At 71.9% G+C, this 17,370-nt stretch carries 20 protein-coding genes; 17 read left to right on the top strand and 3 right to left on the bottom strand.

Annotated elements, in window-relative coordinates; translation table 11 throughout:
- Positions 1–33 precede the first annotated feature (33 nt).
- The 4 genes from lipB to ABS735_RS06695 all read left to right on the top strand — a co-directional run bounded on the left by lipB (position 34) and on the right by ABS735_RS06695 (position 3,209).
- Positions 34–831, top strand: a complete 798-nt coding sequence (lipB, locus tag ABS735_RS06710; RefSeq protein ID WP_373901919.1) for a lipoyl(octanoyl) transferase LipB — start codon at positions 34–36, stop codon at positions 829–831.
- Between the two features lie 155 nt (positions 832–986).
- Positions 987–1,940 carry a lipoyl synthase gene (gene lipA, locus ABS735_RS06705; protein ID WP_373901918.1) on the top strand — a complete coding sequence of 318 codons (954 nt, stop codon included), beginning with the start codon at positions 987–989 and terminating at the stop codon, positions 1,938–1,940.
- 244 nt (positions 1,941–2,184) lie between these two features.
- Positions 2,185–2,400: an SCO2195 family GlnR-regulated protein gene (locus ABS735_RS06700; RefSeq protein WP_373901917.1), complete on the top strand. Its 216-nt coding sequence runs from the start codon at positions 2,185–2,187 to the stop codon at positions 2,398–2,400.
- Positions 2,401–2,504: 104 nt separating this feature from the next.
- Positions 2,505–3,209 carry a DUF4191 domain-containing protein gene (locus ABS735_RS06695; RefSeq protein WP_373901916.1) on the top strand — a complete coding sequence of 235 codons (705 nt, stop codon included), beginning with the start codon at positions 2,505–2,507 and terminating at the stop codon, positions 3,207–3,209.
- A 148-nt stretch (positions 3,210–3,357) separates the two neighbouring features.
- Here the strand turns inward: ABS735_RS06695 and ABS735_RS06690 are convergent, their stop codons facing one another.
- Entirely contained in the window at positions 3,358–3,825 is a 468-nt protein-coding gene (locus ABS735_RS06690; RefSeq protein WP_373901915.1) for an RDD family protein, read from the bottom strand.
- Positions 3,826–4,045: 220 nt separating this feature from the next.
- Between ABS735_RS06690 and glnA the strand changes: the two genes are divergently transcribed.
- From glnA to ABS735_RS06665, 5 genes are all read left to right on the top strand, one after another.
- The gene (gene glnA / locus ABS735_RS06685; RefSeq protein ID WP_373901914.1) at positions 4,046–5,455 is read left to right on the top strand and encodes a type I glutamate--ammonia ligase; all 1,410 of its coding nucleotides are present in this window, start codon (positions 4,046–4,048) and stop codon (positions 5,453–5,455) included.
- Between the two features lie 161 nt (positions 5,456–5,616).
- The gene (locus tag ABS735_RS06680) at positions 5,617–5,877 is read left to right on the top strand and encodes an SCO2583/SCO2584 N-terminal domain-containing protein (protein WP_373901913.1); all 261 of its coding nucleotides are present in this window, start codon (positions 5,617–5,619) and stop codon (positions 5,875–5,877) included.
- Between the two features lie 60 nt (positions 5,878–5,937).
- Complete coding sequence (gene htpX / locus ABS735_RS06675; RefSeq protein ID WP_373901912.1) at positions 5,938–6,852, top strand: zinc metalloprotease HtpX; 915 nt, start codon at positions 5,938–5,940, stop codon at positions 6,850–6,852.
- 36 nt (positions 6,853–6,888) lie between these two features.
- Positions 6,889–7,467, top strand: a complete 579-nt coding sequence (gene pspAB / locus ABS735_RS06670) for a PspA-associated protein PspAB (RefSeq protein WP_373901911.1) — start codon at positions 6,889–6,891, stop codon at positions 7,465–7,467.
- A gap of 104 nt (positions 7,468–7,571) precedes the next feature.
- Positions 7,572–8,759 (top strand): winged helix DNA-binding domain-containing protein, encoded by a 1,188-nt coding sequence (locus ABS735_RS06665; protein ID WP_373901910.1) that lies wholly within the window; start codon positions 7,572–7,574, stop codon positions 8,757–8,759.
- A 186-nt stretch (positions 8,760–8,945) separates the two neighbouring features.
- Here the strand turns inward: ABS735_RS06665 and ABS735_RS06660 are convergent, their stop codons facing one another.
- A complete protein-coding gene (locus ABS735_RS06660; RefSeq protein ID WP_373901909.1) occupies positions 8,946–9,260 on the bottom strand; it encodes a hypothetical protein in 315 nt (104 codons plus the stop codon).
- A gap of 175 nt (positions 9,261–9,435) precedes the next feature.
- Between ABS735_RS06660 and ABS735_RS06655 the strand changes: the two genes are divergently transcribed.
- The 3 genes from ABS735_RS06655 (at position 9,436) to ABS735_RS06645 (ending at position 11,640) form a co-directional block, all read left to right on the top strand.
- Positions 9,436–9,795, top strand: coding sequence for an arsenate reductase family protein (locus ABS735_RS06655; protein WP_373901908.1), 360 nt, complete (start codon positions 9,436–9,438; stop codon positions 9,793–9,795).
- A 58-nt stretch (positions 9,796–9,853) separates the two neighbouring features.
- Positions 9,854–10,765: a hypothetical protein gene (locus ABS735_RS06650; RefSeq protein WP_373901907.1), complete on the top strand. Its 912-nt coding sequence runs from the start codon at positions 9,854–9,856 to the stop codon at positions 10,763–10,765.
- Between the two features lie 119 nt (positions 10,766–10,884).
- Positions 10,885–11,640: an RlpA-like double-psi beta-barrel domain-containing protein gene (locus tag ABS735_RS06645; RefSeq protein WP_373901906.1), complete on the top strand. Its 756-nt coding sequence runs from the start codon at positions 10,885–10,887 to the stop codon at positions 11,638–11,640.
- Between the two features lie 3 nt (positions 11,641–11,643).
- On the opposite strand, the gene ABS735_RS06640 is transcribed toward ABS735_RS06645, so the two are convergent.
- The gene (locus ABS735_RS06640; RefSeq protein WP_373901905.1) at positions 11,644–12,516 is read right to left on the bottom strand and encodes an alpha/beta fold hydrolase; all 873 of its coding nucleotides are present in this window, start codon (positions 12,514–12,516) and stop codon (positions 11,644–11,646) included.
- Positions 12,517–12,697: 181 nt separating this feature from the next.
- Between ABS735_RS06640 and ABS735_RS06635 the strand changes: the two genes are divergently transcribed.
- From ABS735_RS06635 to ABS735_RS06615, 5 genes are all read left to right on the top strand, one after another.
- Positions 12,698–13,153: a MarR family transcriptional regulator gene (locus tag ABS735_RS06635; protein WP_373902320.1), complete on the top strand. Its 456-nt coding sequence runs from the start codon at positions 12,698–12,700 to the stop codon at positions 13,151–13,153.
- Between the two features lie 136 nt (positions 13,154–13,289).
- On the top strand, positions 13,290–14,321 hold the full coding sequence (gene glnII, locus ABS735_RS06630) for a glutamine synthetase (RefSeq protein ID WP_373901904.1): 1,032 nt from the start codon (positions 13,290–13,292) through the stop codon (positions 14,319–14,321).
- 40 nt (positions 14,322–14,361) lie between these two features.
- Entirely contained in the window at positions 14,362–15,291 is a 930-nt protein-coding gene (locus ABS735_RS06625; protein ID WP_373901903.1) for a DUF6891 domain-containing protein, read from the top strand.
- A gap of 340 nt (positions 15,292–15,631) precedes the next feature.
- Entirely contained in the window at positions 15,632–16,219 is a 588-nt protein-coding gene (locus ABS735_RS06620; RefSeq protein WP_373901902.1) for a winged helix-turn-helix domain-containing protein, read from the top strand.
- A gap of 70 nt (positions 16,220–16,289) precedes the next feature.
- Positions 16,290–17,327, top strand: a complete 1,038-nt coding sequence (locus ABS735_RS06615; RefSeq protein WP_373901901.1) for an SDR family oxidoreductase — start codon at positions 16,290–16,292, stop codon at positions 17,325–17,327.
- The last annotated feature ends 43 nt before the right edge of the window (positions 17,328–17,370 follow it).

Below are 17,370 nucleotides of genomic sequence, written 5' to 3'. Positions count from 1 at the left end.
CGTGCCTTACGACCTTGCAGGGAGGCACGTGCCGTGAGTGAGCTGCGCTTCGTCCGGATGGGGTTCGGTGCCGAACGCGTCGAGTACCAGGAGGCGTGGGACGAACAGCGCCGGGTGCACGCCGCGCGGTTCGTCGACGAGGTCCCCGACACCGTGCTGCTCCTCGAACACCCGCCGGTCTACACCGCCGGCCGGCGCACCGAGGAGAGCGAGCGCCCGCTGGACGGCACGCCGGTCATCGACGTGGACCGCGGCGGCAAGATCACCTGGCACGGTCCGGGCCAGCTGGTGGGCTACCCGATCCAGAAGCTGCCGCGCCCCGTCGACGTGGTGGCCCACGTCCGCCGCCTGGAGGAGGCCCTGATCCGCACCTGCGCGGAGTTCGGCCTGGAGACCACCCGGGTCGAGGGCCGCAGCGGCGTCTGGGTTCTCGGCGACCCGGTCGAGCATCGCCCGGCGCTCGGGGGACTCTCCCTGGACTTCGACCCCCGGCTGACCGACGACGAGTTCGACCCCCGGCTCAACGGCCCCGAGTACGCCCCGTCCAACGCGGGCCAGCGCCGCGAGGACCGCAAGATCGCCGCGATCGGCATCCGGGTCGCCAAGGGCGTCACGATGCACGGGTTCGCACTGAACGTGAACCCCGACAACAAGTGGTTCGACAAGATCATCCCCTGCGGCATCCGCGACGCGGGCGTCGCCTCCCTGGCGAACGAACTCGGCCGCGACGTGACCATCGACGAGGTCCTCCCGGTGGCCGAACGCCACCTCCGGGACGTCCTGGAGAACGCGGAACTCAAGCCCCGGGTCATCGAGAAGACACCGGCATGAATCCAGCCCGTCCGGCGTTTGAGGACAAGGCCCGTTCAGGGCCGGAGCGGGGGCCTGGGGGCGGCAGCCCCCAGAGGCCAGCACCCTCGCCGGGCATTCAAATCCACGGGCGTACGCTTAAAGGCGCCGAAGAATCAAACGCTAGGGAGCCGGTCGTGTCCGCAGTCGCACCCGACGGACGCAAGATGCTGCGCCTGGAGGTCCGCAACAGCCAGACCCCCATCGAGCGCAAGCCCGAGTGGATCAAGACCCGGGCGAAAATGGGCCCCGAGTACACCAAGATGCAGAACCTCGTGAAGAGCGAGGGCCTGCACACGGTCTGCCAGGAAGCCGGCTGTCCCAACATCTACGAGTGCTGGGAGGACCGCGAGGCGACCTTCCTCATCGGCGGCGACCAGTGCACCCGTCGCTGTGACTTCTGCCAGATCGACACGGGCAAGCCCGAGGCGCTCGACCGCGACGAGCCCCGCCGGGTCGGCGAGTCCGTGGTCACGATGGACCTGAACTACGCCACCATCACCGGCGTCGCGCGCGACGACCTCCCCGACGGAGGCGCCTGGCTGTACGCGGAGACGGTGCGCCAGATCCACCAGCAGACCGCCGATCGCGAGACCGGCCGCACCAAGGTCGAGCTGCTGGCCCCCGACTTCAACGCGGTCCCGGAGCTCCTCCGGGAGGTCTTCGACTCCCGCCCCGAGGTCTTCGCGCACAACGTCGAGACGGTCCCGCGGATCTTCAAGCGCATCCGCCCCGGCTTCCGCTACGAGCGCTCCCTGAAGGTCATCACGGACGCCCGCGACTACGGCCTGGTCACCAAGTCGAACCTGATCCTCGGCATGGGCGAGACCCGCGAGGAGATCAGCGAGGCGCTGAAGCAGCTGCACGAGGCCGGCTGCGAGCTGATCACCATCACGCAGTATCTGCGCCCGTCCGTGCGCCACCACCCGGTGGAGCGCTGGGTCAAGCCGCAGGAGTTCGTCGAGCTGAAGGAGGAAGCCGAGCAGATCGGCTTCTCCGGCGTGATGTCGGGCCCGCTGGTGCGGTCCTCGTACCGGGCGGGACGGCTCTACGGAATGGCCATGGAGCAGCGCCGGTCCGCCACCGTGTGAATTCCCGCACAAGTCACTACTGGCCAGTAATGGCCGAGTTGCCGCGGCCCCGACCGTCCTCGCTGATGAGGGCACCGGTCGGGGCCGCGCGTCCGTTCCAGGGCCCGGCAACGCGGCTTCATGTGCGTTTGACCGGCGGGTCACGTCCTGGTAACACCAATCAGTGACCCTGGAATCACAGCACGTACACCACCGCGTACACCCGTCTCCGTACCCGGAGCCGTACCGAGGGGGGACCTCCACGATGCAGGCCGCGCCCGTTCGCGCCACCGCCGTCCGCGCCACCGCCATCCCGTCGTTCACCACCGCCCTGCGGGCCGTCGAGTCGCTGCTGATGAGCGGCGGCCAGCGCACCGCCCGGCGCAACGCGTGGAACTCCGTCCTCGAGGACCGCCGCCGCGCCAAGGACCGGATCGAGACGGAGCGCGCGCTGCGGCAGTCCGTCGCCGGCCGCCCCTGACCTCGCACCCGACCGCGCCCGTGGGCGCGCCCCGGCCGCCGTCCCGCCTCCCCCGCCGGGCACTGCCGTCGTCGGCGCTTTCGGGGGCACGTAGACTTCGTGCCATGGCGAGGAAGGAACCTGCAGCGGACGCTGCGAATCCCGGGCGACTGAAGCAGATCGCTCTGACCTACAAGATGACCCGCAAGGCCGACAAGAAGATCGGTCTTGTGCTCGCGGGTGTCGGCATCGTCGTCTTCGGTGTCCTCCTCGGGATCGGTTTCTTGATCGGTCACCCCATCTATCTCGGCATCCTGGGCCTGCTGCTCGCCTTCCTCGCGACGGCGATCGTCTTCGGGCGCCGGGCCGAGCGGGCGGCCTTCGGCCAGATGGAGGGACAGCCGGGCGCGGCGGCGGCCGTACTGGACAACATCGGCCGGGGCTGGACGACGACCCCCGCGGTGGCGATGAACCGCAACCAGGACGTGGTGCACCGCGCGGTCGGCAAGGCCGGCATCGTGCTGGTCGCGGAGGGCAACCCGAACCGGGTGAAGTCCCTGCTCGCGGCCGAGAAGAAGAAGATGAACCGCATCGTCTCGGACGTGCCCGTGCACGACCTGGTCGTGGGCACCGGCGAGGGCCAGGTCGAGCTGAAGAAGCTGCGCACGACCATGCTCAAGCTCCCCCGCGTCCTGAGCGGCCCGCAGGTCACCGTGACCAACGACCGACTGCGTGCCCTGGGCGACCTGATGAGCAACATGCCGCTGCCCAAGGGCCCGATGCCGAAGGGCATGCGGATGCCCCGGGGCGGCAACCCCAGGCAGCGCTGACCCGCAGAACTCCGAAACGCCGGTACGGCGATGGGGGCGGCCCGATCCACTCGGGCCGCCCCCATCGCCGTACCGTTCGTCGTACCGGCGTCGTCGTACCGGCGTCTCGCCGTACCGGTCGTCCTACCGGCGTCGTGCCGCGCGTGGGTCAGATCCGGACTTCCACGGTGCGTGCCAGCCGGTCGTGCAGGCCCCGGCCGTCGCGGTCCCAGATCAGCGCCGGGAGCGCGAGGCACAGCAGGACCGAGCGCAGCAGGGCGCGCAGCGGGCTGGGGTGACCGGTGGCGAGGTCCACGACCCGCAGGCCGAAGAGGCGCTTGCCCGGCGTGGAGCCGACCGTGCCGACGGTCAGCACGCTCAGCACGAAGAAGATCAGCAGGGCCCAGTTGCTCGCCGTCTGCCCGTAGCTGCCCGTGATCAGGCCGTATGCGATCAGGGAGCACAGGGCCCAGTCGACGGCCAGCGCGCCGAGCCGCCTGCCCGGACGGGCGATCGAACCCGGTCCCTCCTCGGGCAGACCGAGCTGCTCGCCGCGGTATCCGAGATCGGCGCCGGCCTCTTCGATGGCCGCGCGGGGACCGGAGAGCCACGAGCCGATTGCTTGCCTGTTGTCCACCCGACCACGGTACTGCGCCCCTGTACGTACCGAGAACGGTGGGGTGTGAGGGGCCCCGATCCGGCCTAGGCTGGGCAGGGAGCCGGTTAACTTCTGCGAAACAAATGGGTCACGCCCGAGAAATCACCCGTCCCTAGGGTCGAGGAAGCGTGGGCCACCCGCACTGGCCGCACGAACGATCTACCACCCCGGCGGGACGGTCGGGAGTAGGAGGAGCTGGATGTTCCAGAACGCCGACGACGTCAAGAAGTTCATCGCGGACGAGGACGTCAAGTTCGTCGATGTCCGGTTCTGCGACCTGCCGGGCGTCATGCAGCACTTCACGTTGCCCGCCGAGGCGTTCGACCCCGACGACGAGCAGGCCTTCGACGGATCCTCGATCCGCGGCTTCCAGGCCATCCACGAGTCGGACATGGCCCTGCGCCCCGACCTGTCCACCGCGCGCGTCGACCCGTTCCGCCGGGACAAGACGCTCAACATCAACTTCTTCATCCACGACCCGATCACGGGCGAGCAGTACTCCCGCGACCCGCGGAACGTGGCGAAGAAGGCCGAGGCGTACCTGGCGTCCACGGGCATCGCCGACACGGCGTTCTTCGGTCCGGAGGCCGAGTTCTACGTCTTCGACTCCGTCCGCTTCGCCACCAGCGCGAACGAGTCCTTCTACCACATCGACTCCGAGGCCGGCGCCTGGAACACCGGTGCCCTGGAGGACAACCGCGGTTACAAGGTCCGTTACAAGGGCGGCTACTTCCCGGTCCCGCCGGTCGACCACTTCGCCGACCTGCGCGCCGAGATCTCCCTGGAGCTGGAGCGGTCCGGCCTGAAGGTCGAGCGCCAGCACCACGAGGTGGGCACCGCCGGCCAGGCCGAGATCAACTACAAGTTCAACACGCTGCTCGCCGCCGCCGACGACCTCCAGCTCTTCAAGTACATCGTGAAGAACGTGGCCTGGAAGAACGGCAAGACGGCGACCTTCATGCCGAAGCCGATCTTCGGCGACAACGGCTCGGGCATGCACGTCCACCAGTCGCTGTGGACGAACGGCGAGCCCCTCTTCTACGACGAGCAGGGCTACGCGGGCCTCTCGGACACCGCCCGCTACTACATCGGCGGCATCCTCAGGCACGCCCCGTCGCTGCTGGCCTTCACCAACCCGACGGTGAACTCCTACCACCGCCTGGTGCCGGGCTTCGAGGCGCCGGTGAACCTGGTGTACTCGCAGCGCAACCGCTCCGCCGCGATGCGCATCCCGATCACGGGCTCGAACCCGAAGGCCAAGCGCGTCGAGTTCCGCGCCCCGGACGCCTCCGGCAACCCGTACCTGGCCTTCTCGGCCCTGCTGCTCGCGGGTCTGGACGGCATCAAGAACAAGATCGAGCCGGCCGAGCCGATCGACAAGGACCTCTACGAGCTGGCTCCCGAGGAGCACGCGAACGTGGCACAGGTCCCGACCTCCCTCGGCGCGGTCCTCGACCGCCTGGAGGCCGACCACGAGTTCCTCCTCCAGGGCGACGTGTTCACGCCGGACCTGATCGAGACGTGGATCGACTTCAAGCGCGCCAACGAGATCGCCCCGCTGCAGCTGCGTCCGCACCCGCACGAGTTCGAGATGTACTTCGACGTGTGATCGACCGGTCACACCCGGCCCGTCCGGCGCCCCCGTCCCTCTTCCCGGAGAGCGGGGGCGCCGTCGTGCGTGGCCGAAAACACTTCACAGGGTGGGGGCATGCCGGGATCATGTCTACTGACACGGTTGTTCGAGTCAGGGGGACGGGGAGAGTGCCGGAGATGCCGGAACGGGACGACGAGGAGCGCGAGTACGACCTGAAGTGGGCGGACGGTGCCGAGCACAAAGAGCCCTCCGCGCGGGCCCGGATGCTCGCCGCGCGCTGGAAGGAGAACCCTCCCGGGCCGGTCCCCTTCCGCGCCGACCCCGACCACGTGGGCTCCGGGCGCCGGTCGTCGTGGGTGTCCACCGCCGTGGTGCTCGGCTGCGTGGCCGCGGTGATCGTGCTGCTGGGCTACATCAACTTCCGGGCGCCCTACTAGGAGCCCGCGCCGGGTGCACACTGGACAGCGGGACGAGTGCCCGACTGTGAGGTGACGCAGATGCAGAGCCGCTTCCGGAGTGACCGGCGGTTGACCGTGCGCATGGGGATCACCCTGTTCCTGCTCGGCCTGTTGTACGTGGGCTTCATTGCCGCGCTGATCGCGCTGCTGAAGTCCTGGGTACTGGTCGTGGTGATCGTGGCGGCGGTGTTCGGGGCGCAGTACTGGTTCTCCGACCGGATCGCGCTGTTCGCGATGCGCGGCCGGGTCGTGGAGCGGGACGAGTATCCGGAGCTGCACGGGGTGGTGGACCGGCTGGCGGCGATGGCGGACATGCCGAAACCGGTGGTCGCGGTGTCGGAGATGGAGATGCCGAACGCGTTCGCGACCGGCCGCAATCCGGACAACGCGGTGGTCTGTGTCACCACCGGGCTGCTGCGGCGGCTGGAGCCCGCGGAGCTGGAGGGCGTGCTCGCGCACGAGCTGTCGCACGTGGCGCACAAGGACGTCGCGGTGATCACGGTGGCGTCGTTCCTCGGCGTGATCGCGGGGCTGATCGTGCGGTTCGCCTTCTACTCCCAGCTCTTCGGTGGGCGCCGGGACCAGAACACGATGGCCGTCCTGGCCGTGGTGATGGGCGTCTCGGCCGCCGTGTACGCGCTCAGCTTCCTGCTGATCCGGGCCCTGTCCCGGTACCGGGAGCTGGCGGCCGACCGGGCCGCGGCCCTGCTCACCGGGCGCCCCTCGGCCCTGGCGGCGGCCCTCACCAAGGTCACCGGCGACATCGCGCGCATCCCGACCAAGGACCTGCGCACGGCACAGGCCTTCAACGCCTTCTACTTCACTCCGGCCTTCGGCAGCGACCCCGGCCTCGGCCGGTTCTTCGCCACCCACCCCAGCCTGGAGCAGCGGCTCGACCAGCTGGGCCGCATCTCCACCGAGCTGGGCGAGGCGACGGCCCCCGGCAAGGCCTGAGACGCGGGAAGTCGCGGGAAGGACGGACACAGGGGCATGGGACTGCTGGACATCCTGCTCGGCCGGTCCAGGGCGGTGGGGCCCGATCTCGACCGGCTCTTCGCACTGCCCTCGGCGGCGGTGGGCCTGGAGGCCGCGGCCGGCTTCCGGCCGACCGGGCAGGGGGCGGTGTGCTTCGCGACGGTCGAGGGCGCCGCCTTCGAGCGTACGCACCGCGAGATCCGCGCCCTGCTGGACGCGGACGCCGGCCGCACCCCGGTGGAGCTGACCCACGACTCCTACGGCTACTCCTGGCTCGTCTCCCGGCGCTCCCCCGGCGAGCTGTCGCAGCTGGTGAACGACCTGCACGCGGTGAACAGCACCCTGGAGGCGGGCGGTTTCGGCCCGCGGCTGCTGTGCTCCCTGGCCGGTTTCGCGAACGACGACGGCCGGCGGCTCGCCCTGGTCTACCTCTACAAGCGCGGCACGTTCTACCCCTTCGCGCCCCTGCCCGGCGAACGGCGGCAGCGGGACAACGCGCTGGAGCTGCGGATACGGGCGGTGCTCGCCGACGAACTGCCGGTGGAGGGCGACCTGGGCCGCTGGTTCCCCGTGTGGGGAGCGCCCGGACTCTGACCGCCGGGGCCCCGCCTGTCAGTGGTGTCGTGCACGATGGCCACACCGAGGACGCGTACCGGTACCTGGGACGCTGCGGACGTACGGACGGGCGGAGGGCCTGCATGGGTGACGGCGGACGACGACACATCGAGGCGGCCGAGCGGCGGGACCGGCTGGCCCTGCGGCAGCGGCTGGTGGGGGCCGCGCGGGCGGGGAGTCCGGAGGAGGTCGCCGGGTCCCTGGTCGCGCTGCACGGCACGGACCCGGCGGCGGTGCACCTGGCCGTGGGCGCGCGGCTGGCGGACGCGGCGAAGACCGTGGGCGAGACGGAGCGGGCACTGTACGAGGACGGGACGCTGGTCCGGATGCACGGCATGCGGCACACCGTGTTCGTGTTCCCGACGGAGCTGACGGCGGTCGTGCACGCCTCCACCGGCCGCACCGTCGCCGCCCGGGAGCGGGCCAGGCTGCTCAAGAACATGGCGGAGGCCGGGGCCCCGGACGCCGCCTGGCTGACGGAGGTCGAGGAGTCGGCGCTGGCCGCGCTGGCCCGGCGCGGCCAGGCCACGGCGGCCGAACTGGCCCGCGACGAGCCGCGCCTGAAGGAGCAGTTCGTCTACGCGGCCGGGAAGAGCTACGAGGGCGTGCACACCGTCTCCGGCCGCCTGCTGAAGGTGCTGGGCGTCGAGGGCAAGGTGGTGCGGGGCCGGCCGCTGGGCTCGTGGACGTCCAGCCAGTTCCGCTGGGCACCGGCGCCCGAGCATCCCGAGCTGGACCCGGGCGAGGCGCAGGCCGAGCTGCTGCGGCGCTGGCTGGCGGCATGCGGTCCGGCGACCGAGGACGACCTCAAGTGGTGGACCGGGTGGCGGGTGACGGAGGTGCGCCGGGCGCTGACCGCGATCGGCGCGGAGGCGGTCTCACTGGACGAGGGCACGGGGTACGTCGTCGCCGGTGACGCCGGCCCGGTCGCCGGGCCGGCCGAGCCGTGGGCGGCGCTGCTGCCCGCCCTGGACCCGACGGCGATGGGCTGGCAGCAGCGGGACTGGTATCTCGCCCCCGAGCTGCGGCCGATGCTCTTCGACCGCAGCGGCAACGTCGGCCCGACGGTGTGGTGGAACGGCCGCGTGATCGGCGGCTGGGCCCAACGCGCCGACGGCGAGATCGTCTGGCGACTGCCGGCCGGCGAGGACATCGGCCGCGACGCCGAGACCGCGATCGGGGCGGAGGCGGAACGCCTGTCGTCCTGGGTGGGCACGACCCGGATCACGCCCCGGTTCCGGACGCCGCTGGAGCGGGAGTTGTCTGCGTAGGCAGGCCTTCCAACGCCGGGCGGTGCTCTTCAGCCCGTCCGGCGATCGAGGACGAGGCCGTTCGGGCCGAAAGCGGGGGTCCGGGGGCGGCGGCCCCCAGGGACAGCAGCCCCCAGGGACGGCAGCCCCCAGGGACGGCAACACGAGCGCAGGGCACCGCAGAACGAACGGCGCCCTGCGCCCCGCTCACCGCGAGTACCGCATCAACGCCCGCACCATGTGGCACGTGGTGTCCGACGGCGGGTGAACCCCGATGGCCAGCGCAGCGCTCCGTATCCTCTCGTTGCGCGCCTGGTTGGGCAGGTAGACGCCGGAGTCCAGCAGGGCGATGGCGAGCCGCATCGCCTTGAGCCGGCGGTTGTGCGTGACGTACCACTCGCGGGGGCGGCCCGCCGGCAGCGGACGCTTCTCCACGGGTTCGTACGGCAGGTCGAGCAGGACGGGCCGCTTGGCGGTGGACTGGGTGGGCAACGGCTTCGGCTTCAGTGCGGCAGCGGGCACGGGCATCCTCCTGTCGCGGTCAGGGCGCCGTCCGGACCTCCCGGCGACACCCTCGAACACTGCTTCTATTTTACCGCCCCCCACTGACAAAAGCCCCTGCCCACAAGGCCTTTCGAGGCCGCTGTGGCCCACGTGGTGAACGAGTTTTCGCACCCCTCCGGCTACCGTGTGCGGCATGGAGATCTGGATCAATCCGGCCTGTTCGAAGTGCCGCAGCGCCATCAGTCTGCTCGACGCGGAGGGGGCCGACTACACCGTCCGCCGCTATCTGGAGGACGTGCCGAGCGCGGACGAGATCCGCGAGGTGCTCACCCGGCTCGGGCTCGAACCGTGGGACATCACCCGCACCCAGGAAGCGGCCGCCAAGGAACTGGGCCTGAAGGACTGGCCCCGTGACGAGGCGTCACGCGGCCGCTGGGTCACCGCGCTCGCCGAACACCCCAAGCTGATCCAGCGCCCGATCATCACGGCGGACGACGGAACGGCCGTGGTGGGCCGCACCGATGACGCGGTTCGGGACGCTCTGTCCCGGTAGCGGGTGAATTGTCGCGCGCCGCGACTCGGGGCGGTCCACGCTGTTACCCTGCGCCGCCATGACCCACGATGATCAAGGACCGCACTACGGGCAGTCCACGCCGTACGGACAGCCCACGCCGTACGGACAGCCCACGCCGTACGGACAGCAACAGCCGTACGGACAGCAGCAGCCGCCCGAGCAGTACGGTCCGTACGCCCCCTCGGCGACCCCGGCCCCCTGGCCCGCCGAGCAGCACCGCGCACGCGGCCGCCGCATCCGGCCGGCGGTGATCGCGGTGACGGGCGTCGTCCTCGTCGCGGCCGTCGCCGGCGGCGCGCTGATGTACACGGGCGGCGACGACGGCCCGGCCGCGTCGCCCGCCGCGCCGGGCACCACGGCGGCCGTGACGCCCGCCGCCGTCCCCTCGGTGACCGGCACCCTGCCCTCCGACGCCCCCTCCGACCTGCCGTCGCTGCTCGCGCGGCCGGTCGTACGGCCCGAGCAGGCCTTCCCGGAGACGGCCGTGCGCCTGTCCGACGGCTCCCGGTACGAGCGCGTCGACCTCGCCACGACCACCGACTGCGCCCGGGGCATGTCGCAGGAACTGGCCGCCCTGGTCGACCAGGGCCAGGGCTGCTCGCGGCTCACCACGGCCCTGTTCACGGACGCCGAGCGGCGCTCGCAGGTGTCCGTGACGGTGGCGAGCTTCGTGCGCGCGGAGGACGCCGGGACGGTGTTCGCCATGGCCTCCATGGACCCGGTGACCTACCAGACCGTGTCGCTCGATCCGCCGCCCTCAGCGGGGCTGCCGACGGTGCCACCCGGGTCGGCCGGCGTCTTCCGGCGGCTGATGACCGTACGGTCCGTGGTGTTCGCGAACGGCCAGTGGGGCGACGGGTCGGAGGCGCGGGAAGCGGACCTCACCCGGCAGACGGAGGGTCTGCTCCAGTACGTCGACGACAACGTGGTGGCGTACGAGGAAGGCTGAAAGAGCCGTAGGGGCGTGTGACGCAGGTTACGTGCGCGCGTCGACTCGACCGCTGAGCAACTCCGTTCGGTATCTCGTACATAGCGGCGTACGCTCCCCTACCTCTTCAGGAGGCGCGCATGTCGCGCAGGAGAACTCTCGGTACGAAGAAGAAGATCGCGCTACTGGTGGGCGCCGCCACCGTGGCGGGCGGCGGCGCCTTCGTCATGGCGAACGCGTCGAACGCCGCGCAGCCCGCCCAGGACGCCCGGACGAAGGCCGCCCAGGACGCGGGCGTCTGCCAGGGCCTGGCCACCGCGCTCGGCAACAACCAGCGGTTCATCGAGGGCCAGCGGGCCGATCCCGACGCGCAGTCCGAGGCCCGGATCGAGAACCGTGAGGCCGTCGTCGCGGAGATCGAGCGCAAGCAGGCGGCGTCCGGCTGCGCGGTGGGGGAGTCGGCTCAGGACTCCCAGGCCGCGCAGCCGCCGCAGGCCGGGCAGGAGGCGGGTCAGGAGGCGGGTCAGGACACCGGCCAGGACGCCGGGCAACAGGCCGGGGACCAAGCGGGTGACCAGGCGGGTGACCAGGCCGGGGACCAAGCGGGCGGCCAGGCCGGTGACCAGGCCGGGGGCGCCGCGCAGGCCGGGGGGCAGGTCTGTGCCGGCTCCACCGTCACCCTCTCCGGCGAGGGCGGCGCGCCCGGCGCCTCCAGCGACCGGTTCCCGGTGGGCACCAAGCTCAGGGTGACCAACCTCGACAACGACAAGTCCACGACCGTGGAGGTGAACTCGGTCTCGGGAAGCTGCGCGCTGCTCAACAACGCGGCGTTCGAACAGGTCCGGGAGGAGGGCAAGTTCCTGATCCGGCGGGCGCTGATCGAGAAGGTCGGCTGAGGCTCAGCCGGCCGGTGCGGTGAGGAAGTCGCCGAGGCGGCGGGCCAGTCCGGGCGGCGCGGACTGCGGCAGCGCGTGGTGGGACACGTCCGGCAGGACGGCCGCCTCCACGCGCGGCAGCAGGGTCCGGGCCCGGGCCGCCACCTCGGCGGGGTCGTGGGTCCTGCTGTTCCCGGCCAGGAGCAGCAGGACCGGTACGTCCAGTCCGCGCAGTGCCTTCGGGGCCGGGCCCGGTCCGGTGACCGGCCTGCGCTCCGGGAAGCCGGCGGCGGCCTCCTGGAGGGCGAGCCAGTCGGCGTCGAGCGGGGTCGCGCCGGTCTCCCAGTCCAGGAAGGCGCGGACCCGGCGGGGCGTGGGGCGCAGCAGCATCGGCAGCGCGTGCAGCAGGTAGGCCGCCTTGAACCCGGCGAAGCACCGGGTCGGGTCCAGGAGGAACAGGCGGCGTACCCGGTCGGGCGCGTGCAAGGCGTAATGCAGGGCGATCCAGGCACCGAAGGAGTGCCCGCCGAGGTCGGTCTCCGCGATGCCGAGGCCGTCGAGGAGCGCGTCCAGCCAACCGGTGAGGTCGGCGACCGTACGGGGGTGGCGGTCGTCGGCCGGGGTGCTGCGGCCGGGGGCGCCGACCAGGTCGACGGCGTGGACGCGGTGGGTGCGGGACAGCTCGGCGGCCTGGGCGTACCAGGACGCGGAGGTCGCCGCACCGCCGCCCGGCAGCAGGACGAGGGGGCGGCCGTCGGCCGGGCCGGTCACGTTGACGTGCGTCTCGCCGAAGGGGGTGGGCACGGTCACCGCCTCGGTCACCGCGGGCCACTTGGCCATGACCTTGTCGTAGGCGTCGTGGAAACGGCCGGCGTCGTACGGACCGCGAGCGCTCATGAGCGGTGCCCCCTGTCTCTCTTGTTCCCCTGTTCCCTGCGTCCCCGTTAGTATCTCGCCCAGCGAGATACTTGTCGAGCGAGAAGACCGTCGAGGGAGCGCCCACATGTCCGACCGGGGACCGGAGAGCGAGAGCGGGACGGAGAGGGAGACACAGCGGGCGACGCAGACGCAGCGGGAGATGGAGATCGTCCACCTGCTGCGCGCGGTCACCGTCGAACTGGGCGCGCACAGCGCGCGGTTCGCGCGGCGCAACGGCATGCACCCCACCGACGTCCGTGCGCTCATCGCGCTCATGGACGCCGCACGCGTGGACGAGGCGATGACCGCCGGGCGCCTGGGCGCCGCGCTCGGGCTGAACTCCGCGGGGACGACGGCGCTGGTCGACCGGCTGGAGCGGGCAGGGCATGTGCGGCGGGTGCGTGACGGACGGGACCGGCGCAGGGTCACCGTCGAGGTGGACGAGCGGGCCGTCACGCTGGGCTGGTCCCACTTCGGACCGCTGATCGGGCGGTCGGTGGAGCTGCTGCGCGGATACGACGAGCGGGAACTGGCGGCGATCAGGGGCTTCCTGACCGGCGTGCGGGAGGCGGCCGAGGACGAGGGGGGTGAGCCTCACCACAACGACCGCAGGTAACACGGGGTTCACATACGGGCAACGGTCGGGAAATCGCCCGTTGGCACGCTGCACGGCAGTAGACGCGGCACCCCTGCCGCCCCCGCGCCGCCGCACCCGCACGTGCGCCGAGACCCACCCCGAAGGATGTGGCCCCGTGACCTTCAAGGCCGAGTACATCTGGATCGACGGCACCGAGCCGACGGCCAAGCTCCGTTCCAAGACGAAGATCATCACGGACGCCCCCGCCGGCCCGGACGCCCTGCCGGTCTGGGGCTTCGACGGCTCCTCCACCAACCAGGCCGAGGGCAACTCCTCGGACTGCGTGCTCAAGCCGGTCTTCTCCTGCCCCGACCCGATCCGCGGCGGCGACGACATCCTGGTGCTGTGCGAGGTCCTCGACACGGACATGACGCCGCACCCGAGCAACACCCGCGCCGAACTGGCCGCGCTGTCCGAGCGCTTCGCCGCGCAGGAGCCGGTCTTCGGCATCGAGCAGGAGTACACCTTCTTCAAGGGCGCCCGCCCGCTCGGCTTCCCCGAGGGCGGCTTCCCGGCCGCGCAGGGCGGCTACTACTGCGGTGTCGGCTCGGACGAGATCTTCGGCCGCGACGTCGTCGAGGCGCACCTGGAGAACTGCCTGAAGGCCGGTCTCGGCATCTCCGGCATCAACGCCGAGGTCATGCCCGGCCAGTGGGAGTTCCAGGTCGGCCCGCTGTCCCCGCTGGAGGTCTCCGACCAGCTGTGGGTGGCCCGCTGGCTGCTCTACCGCACGGCCGAGGACTTCCAGGTCTCCGCCACCCTCGACCCCAAGCCGGTCAAGGGCGACTGGAACGGCGCGGGCGCGCACACCAACTTCTCCACCAAGGCGATGCGCGAGGGTTACGACGCGATCATCACCGCCTGCGAGTCGCTCGGTGAGGGCTCCAAGCCCATGGACCACGTCAAGAACTACGGCGCCGGCATCGACGACCGCCTCACCGGCCTGCACGAGACCGCCCCGTGGAACGAGTACTCCTACGGCGTCTCCGACCGCGGCGCCTCGGTGCGCATCCCGTGGCAGGTCGAGAAGGACGGCAAGGGCTACATCGAGGACCGCCGTCCCAACGCCAACGTCGACCCGTACGTCGTGACGCGTCTGCTCGTCGACACCTGCTGCACGGCGCTGGAGAAGGCCGGCCAGGTCTGATCCCGGCCGCGTTGTCAGTGGCGCGTGCGATGGTGGGGACATGGAGATCGACGGGGACCTCGCCATCAGGGCCGAGACGGAGAACGGGCAGACGCACACCCGCATCCGGGCGGCGGAGCTGCGGAAGCTGGTGACACGTATCGGCCACGCCGGCGACCGCTTCCTGGTGGTGCAGCGGATACCGGACATCCCCGACGTGTTCGCGCAGGTGTGGCACGAGGAGGGCGGGGAGTACCGGCTGGAGCACCGGGCCGCCGCGGACGCGTTCTTCGGTGCCGACCTCGACGATCCCCACCGCGTGGCGGACCTCCTGACCGGCTGGGCACGCCGGGAGACCGGCTGGGACGCGGGCGTCGCCTGGGAACCGATCGACCTCGGGCCCGAGAAGGACGTCCCGGAGCTGCCGGACGAGGTTCTGCGGAAGGTCGAGCGGCTGGTCCGGGAGCGGCTGCGCTGCGGATACGACAGCCGCAAGGCGCTGGTCGAGATCGCGGAGGACTACCGGGACCCGGACGCCGACGACGAACGCCCGGTGTCCCGGGCCCAGGCCTGGCGGTTGGTGGACCGGCTGTGGCTGGAGCGGCTGGCCGAGCAGGAGACCTGGGGCGGGGAGACCACCGACCCGGACCGGCTCACCCGGGTTTTCGAGGCCCTGGACGCGGCCGGTGTCACCGCCCGGGAGAACTTCGCCTGCTGCCGGGGCTGCGGCACGGCGGAGATAGGCGCGGAGCGCAAGGATGCCCGGGGCTTCGTCTTCTTCCACCGGCAGAGCACCGAGGCCGCCGCCGAGGGGCACGGACTCATGCTGCACTACGGCGGTTTCGACGGCTCCGAGGAGACGACCACGGCCGTCGGACACGAGGTCGTGGCGGCGTTCGCGGGGTCCGGGCTGTCCACGCAGTGGAACGGCGATCCGGGCAGCGCGATCGGCGTCGCCCCGCTGAACTGGCGCAAACGGCTGGAGGGATGACCGGTCCGGCGACCGGTTCAGGCCAGTCGGCGTCCACACACTGAGAGGAGTCTCCTCTCCTCCGCCGCCGTCTGCTTCAATGAGCCCATGGTCGGCTTCCGGAAGTACGCAGCGACGGGTCGCCATGACCTCGAGCCCTTCTGGCCTTCCCGTCAGCACGACGACTTCGACCGGGTGTGTTGCCGCGCGACGATCGCGCCGGCCCGCTAGAAGCCCTGCATCACAGGCCTTCTGCGCCTGCCGCCGGTGCGCACGACGTACGTCCCGCGACGCGCCCGACCACGAACTCGCGCCCGTCGCCCCTCCCGACGAACCTCTCGCGCGAAAGAGCTGACGTCTCATGGCGACCACCCGTTCCCTGTCCACCGTCACCCTCGACTCCCCCACCGCCCTCCCCGACTCCGCCGGCCCCCGGCACCGGCTGCGCGCCGTCGCCCCGGACGAGGTGGCGGACGTGGCGGACCTGCTGCCACCGGGCGCCACCTGGCTGCCCGCGCCCCCGCACACCCTGCCGGCGCTGCCGGGACACCCGCCGATGGTCGGCTACCTCGTACTCGTCCCGGCCGACCGGCAGCCGCCGTTCCGGGACCCGCACCACGGCCGGGCCCGGAGCCGGAGCCGGGACCAGGCGGAGAACCCGCTCGTCCGGATCGACCCCGCACGGCGCACCGCCGCCGTGGACGGACGTGAACTCGATTTGACCTACCTGGAGTTCGAACTGCTCGCCCACCTCGTCACGCATCCGCACCGGGTGCACACCCGAGACCAGCTGGTCACCACGGTGTGGGGCTACGGACACGTGGGCGACGGCCGCACCGTCGACGTGCACGTGGCCCGGCTGCGCCGCAAGCTCGGGGCGGAGCACCGGCAGACGATCCAGACCGTGCGGCGCGTCGGCTACAAGTACACGCCGCCCACCGGCCGCTGAGCCCCGGCACCCGTCTGCTGACGGCAGAGGGCCGTTCCCCCGGGCCGCCGCGCCCGGCACAGTGACCGGTATGAGACTACTGGTGCTGGGCGGTACGGAGTTCGTGGGGCGGGCCGTGGTCGAGGCGGCCCTCGGCCGCGGCTGGGAGGTGACCGTCCTGCACCGCGGACGGCACGCCCCGCCGCCCGGGGTGCGGACGCTGCACGGCGACCGCACCGCGCCCGACGGTCTCGCCGCCCTGGCCGAGGGCACCTGGGACGCCGTCGTCGACACCTGGTCGGCGGCGCCCCGCGTGGTACGGGACGCGGCGCGGCTGCTGCGGGGCCGCGCCGGACGGTACGTGTACGTGTCGAGCTGCTCGGTGTACGCCTGGGCCCCGCCCGCCGGGTACACCGAGGACGCCCCGCTCGTCGAGGGCGCCTCGGCGGACGCCGGGCAGAGCGACTACGCCCGGGACAAGAGGGGCGCCGAGCTGGCCGCCTCGGACGCCTTCGGCGCGGACCGCTCGGTGCTCGTGCGGGCCGGGCTGATCCTCGGCCCGTACGAGAACATCGGCCGGCTGCCGTGGTGGCTGAACCGCGTCGCCCGCGGCGGGCGCGTCCTCGCACCGGGCCCGCGGGACCTGCCCCTGCAGTACATCGACGTCCGCGACCTCGCCGACTGGGTGCTCGGCGCGGTGGAGCGGGAGCTGAGCGGACCGTACAACCTGGCCTCCCCTGCGGGCCACACCACCATGGGCGGCCTGCTCGACGCCTGCGCGACGGCCACGGGCGGCACCGCGGAGCTGCGCTGGACCACCCCCGAGACCGTCCTCGCCGCCGGCATCGAGCCCTGGGGACAGCTGCCGGTGTGGACGCCCCCGGGCAGCGACCTGCACGACGCCCTGCAGAGCGCGGACGTCTCCCGCGCCCTGGCGACGGGCCTCGCCTGCCGGCCCGTCGCCGACACCGTGGGCGACACCTGGACCTGGCTGCGGGACATCGGCGGCACGGCACCGCAGCGCCCGGACCGGCCACCGGTCGGCCTGGACCCGGAGACGGAGGCGAAGGTCCTCGCTTGCGCCGACGGCCCCCTGGAGAGCGGAGGTGTACCTGGCACCACCCCCTGACCGGGGTACCCGGCCCAGTGCCCCGTGCCGTCGCCTGGGCGAG

The sequence above is a fragment of the Streptomyces sp. MMCC 100 genome (assembly GCF_041538145.2).
GTDB lineage: Bacteria > Actinomycetota > Actinomycetes > Streptomycetales > Streptomycetaceae > Streptomyces.
The sequence above is the reverse complement of the archived record's forward strand: the minus strand, read 5'-3'. Positions and strand labels throughout refer to the sequence as shown.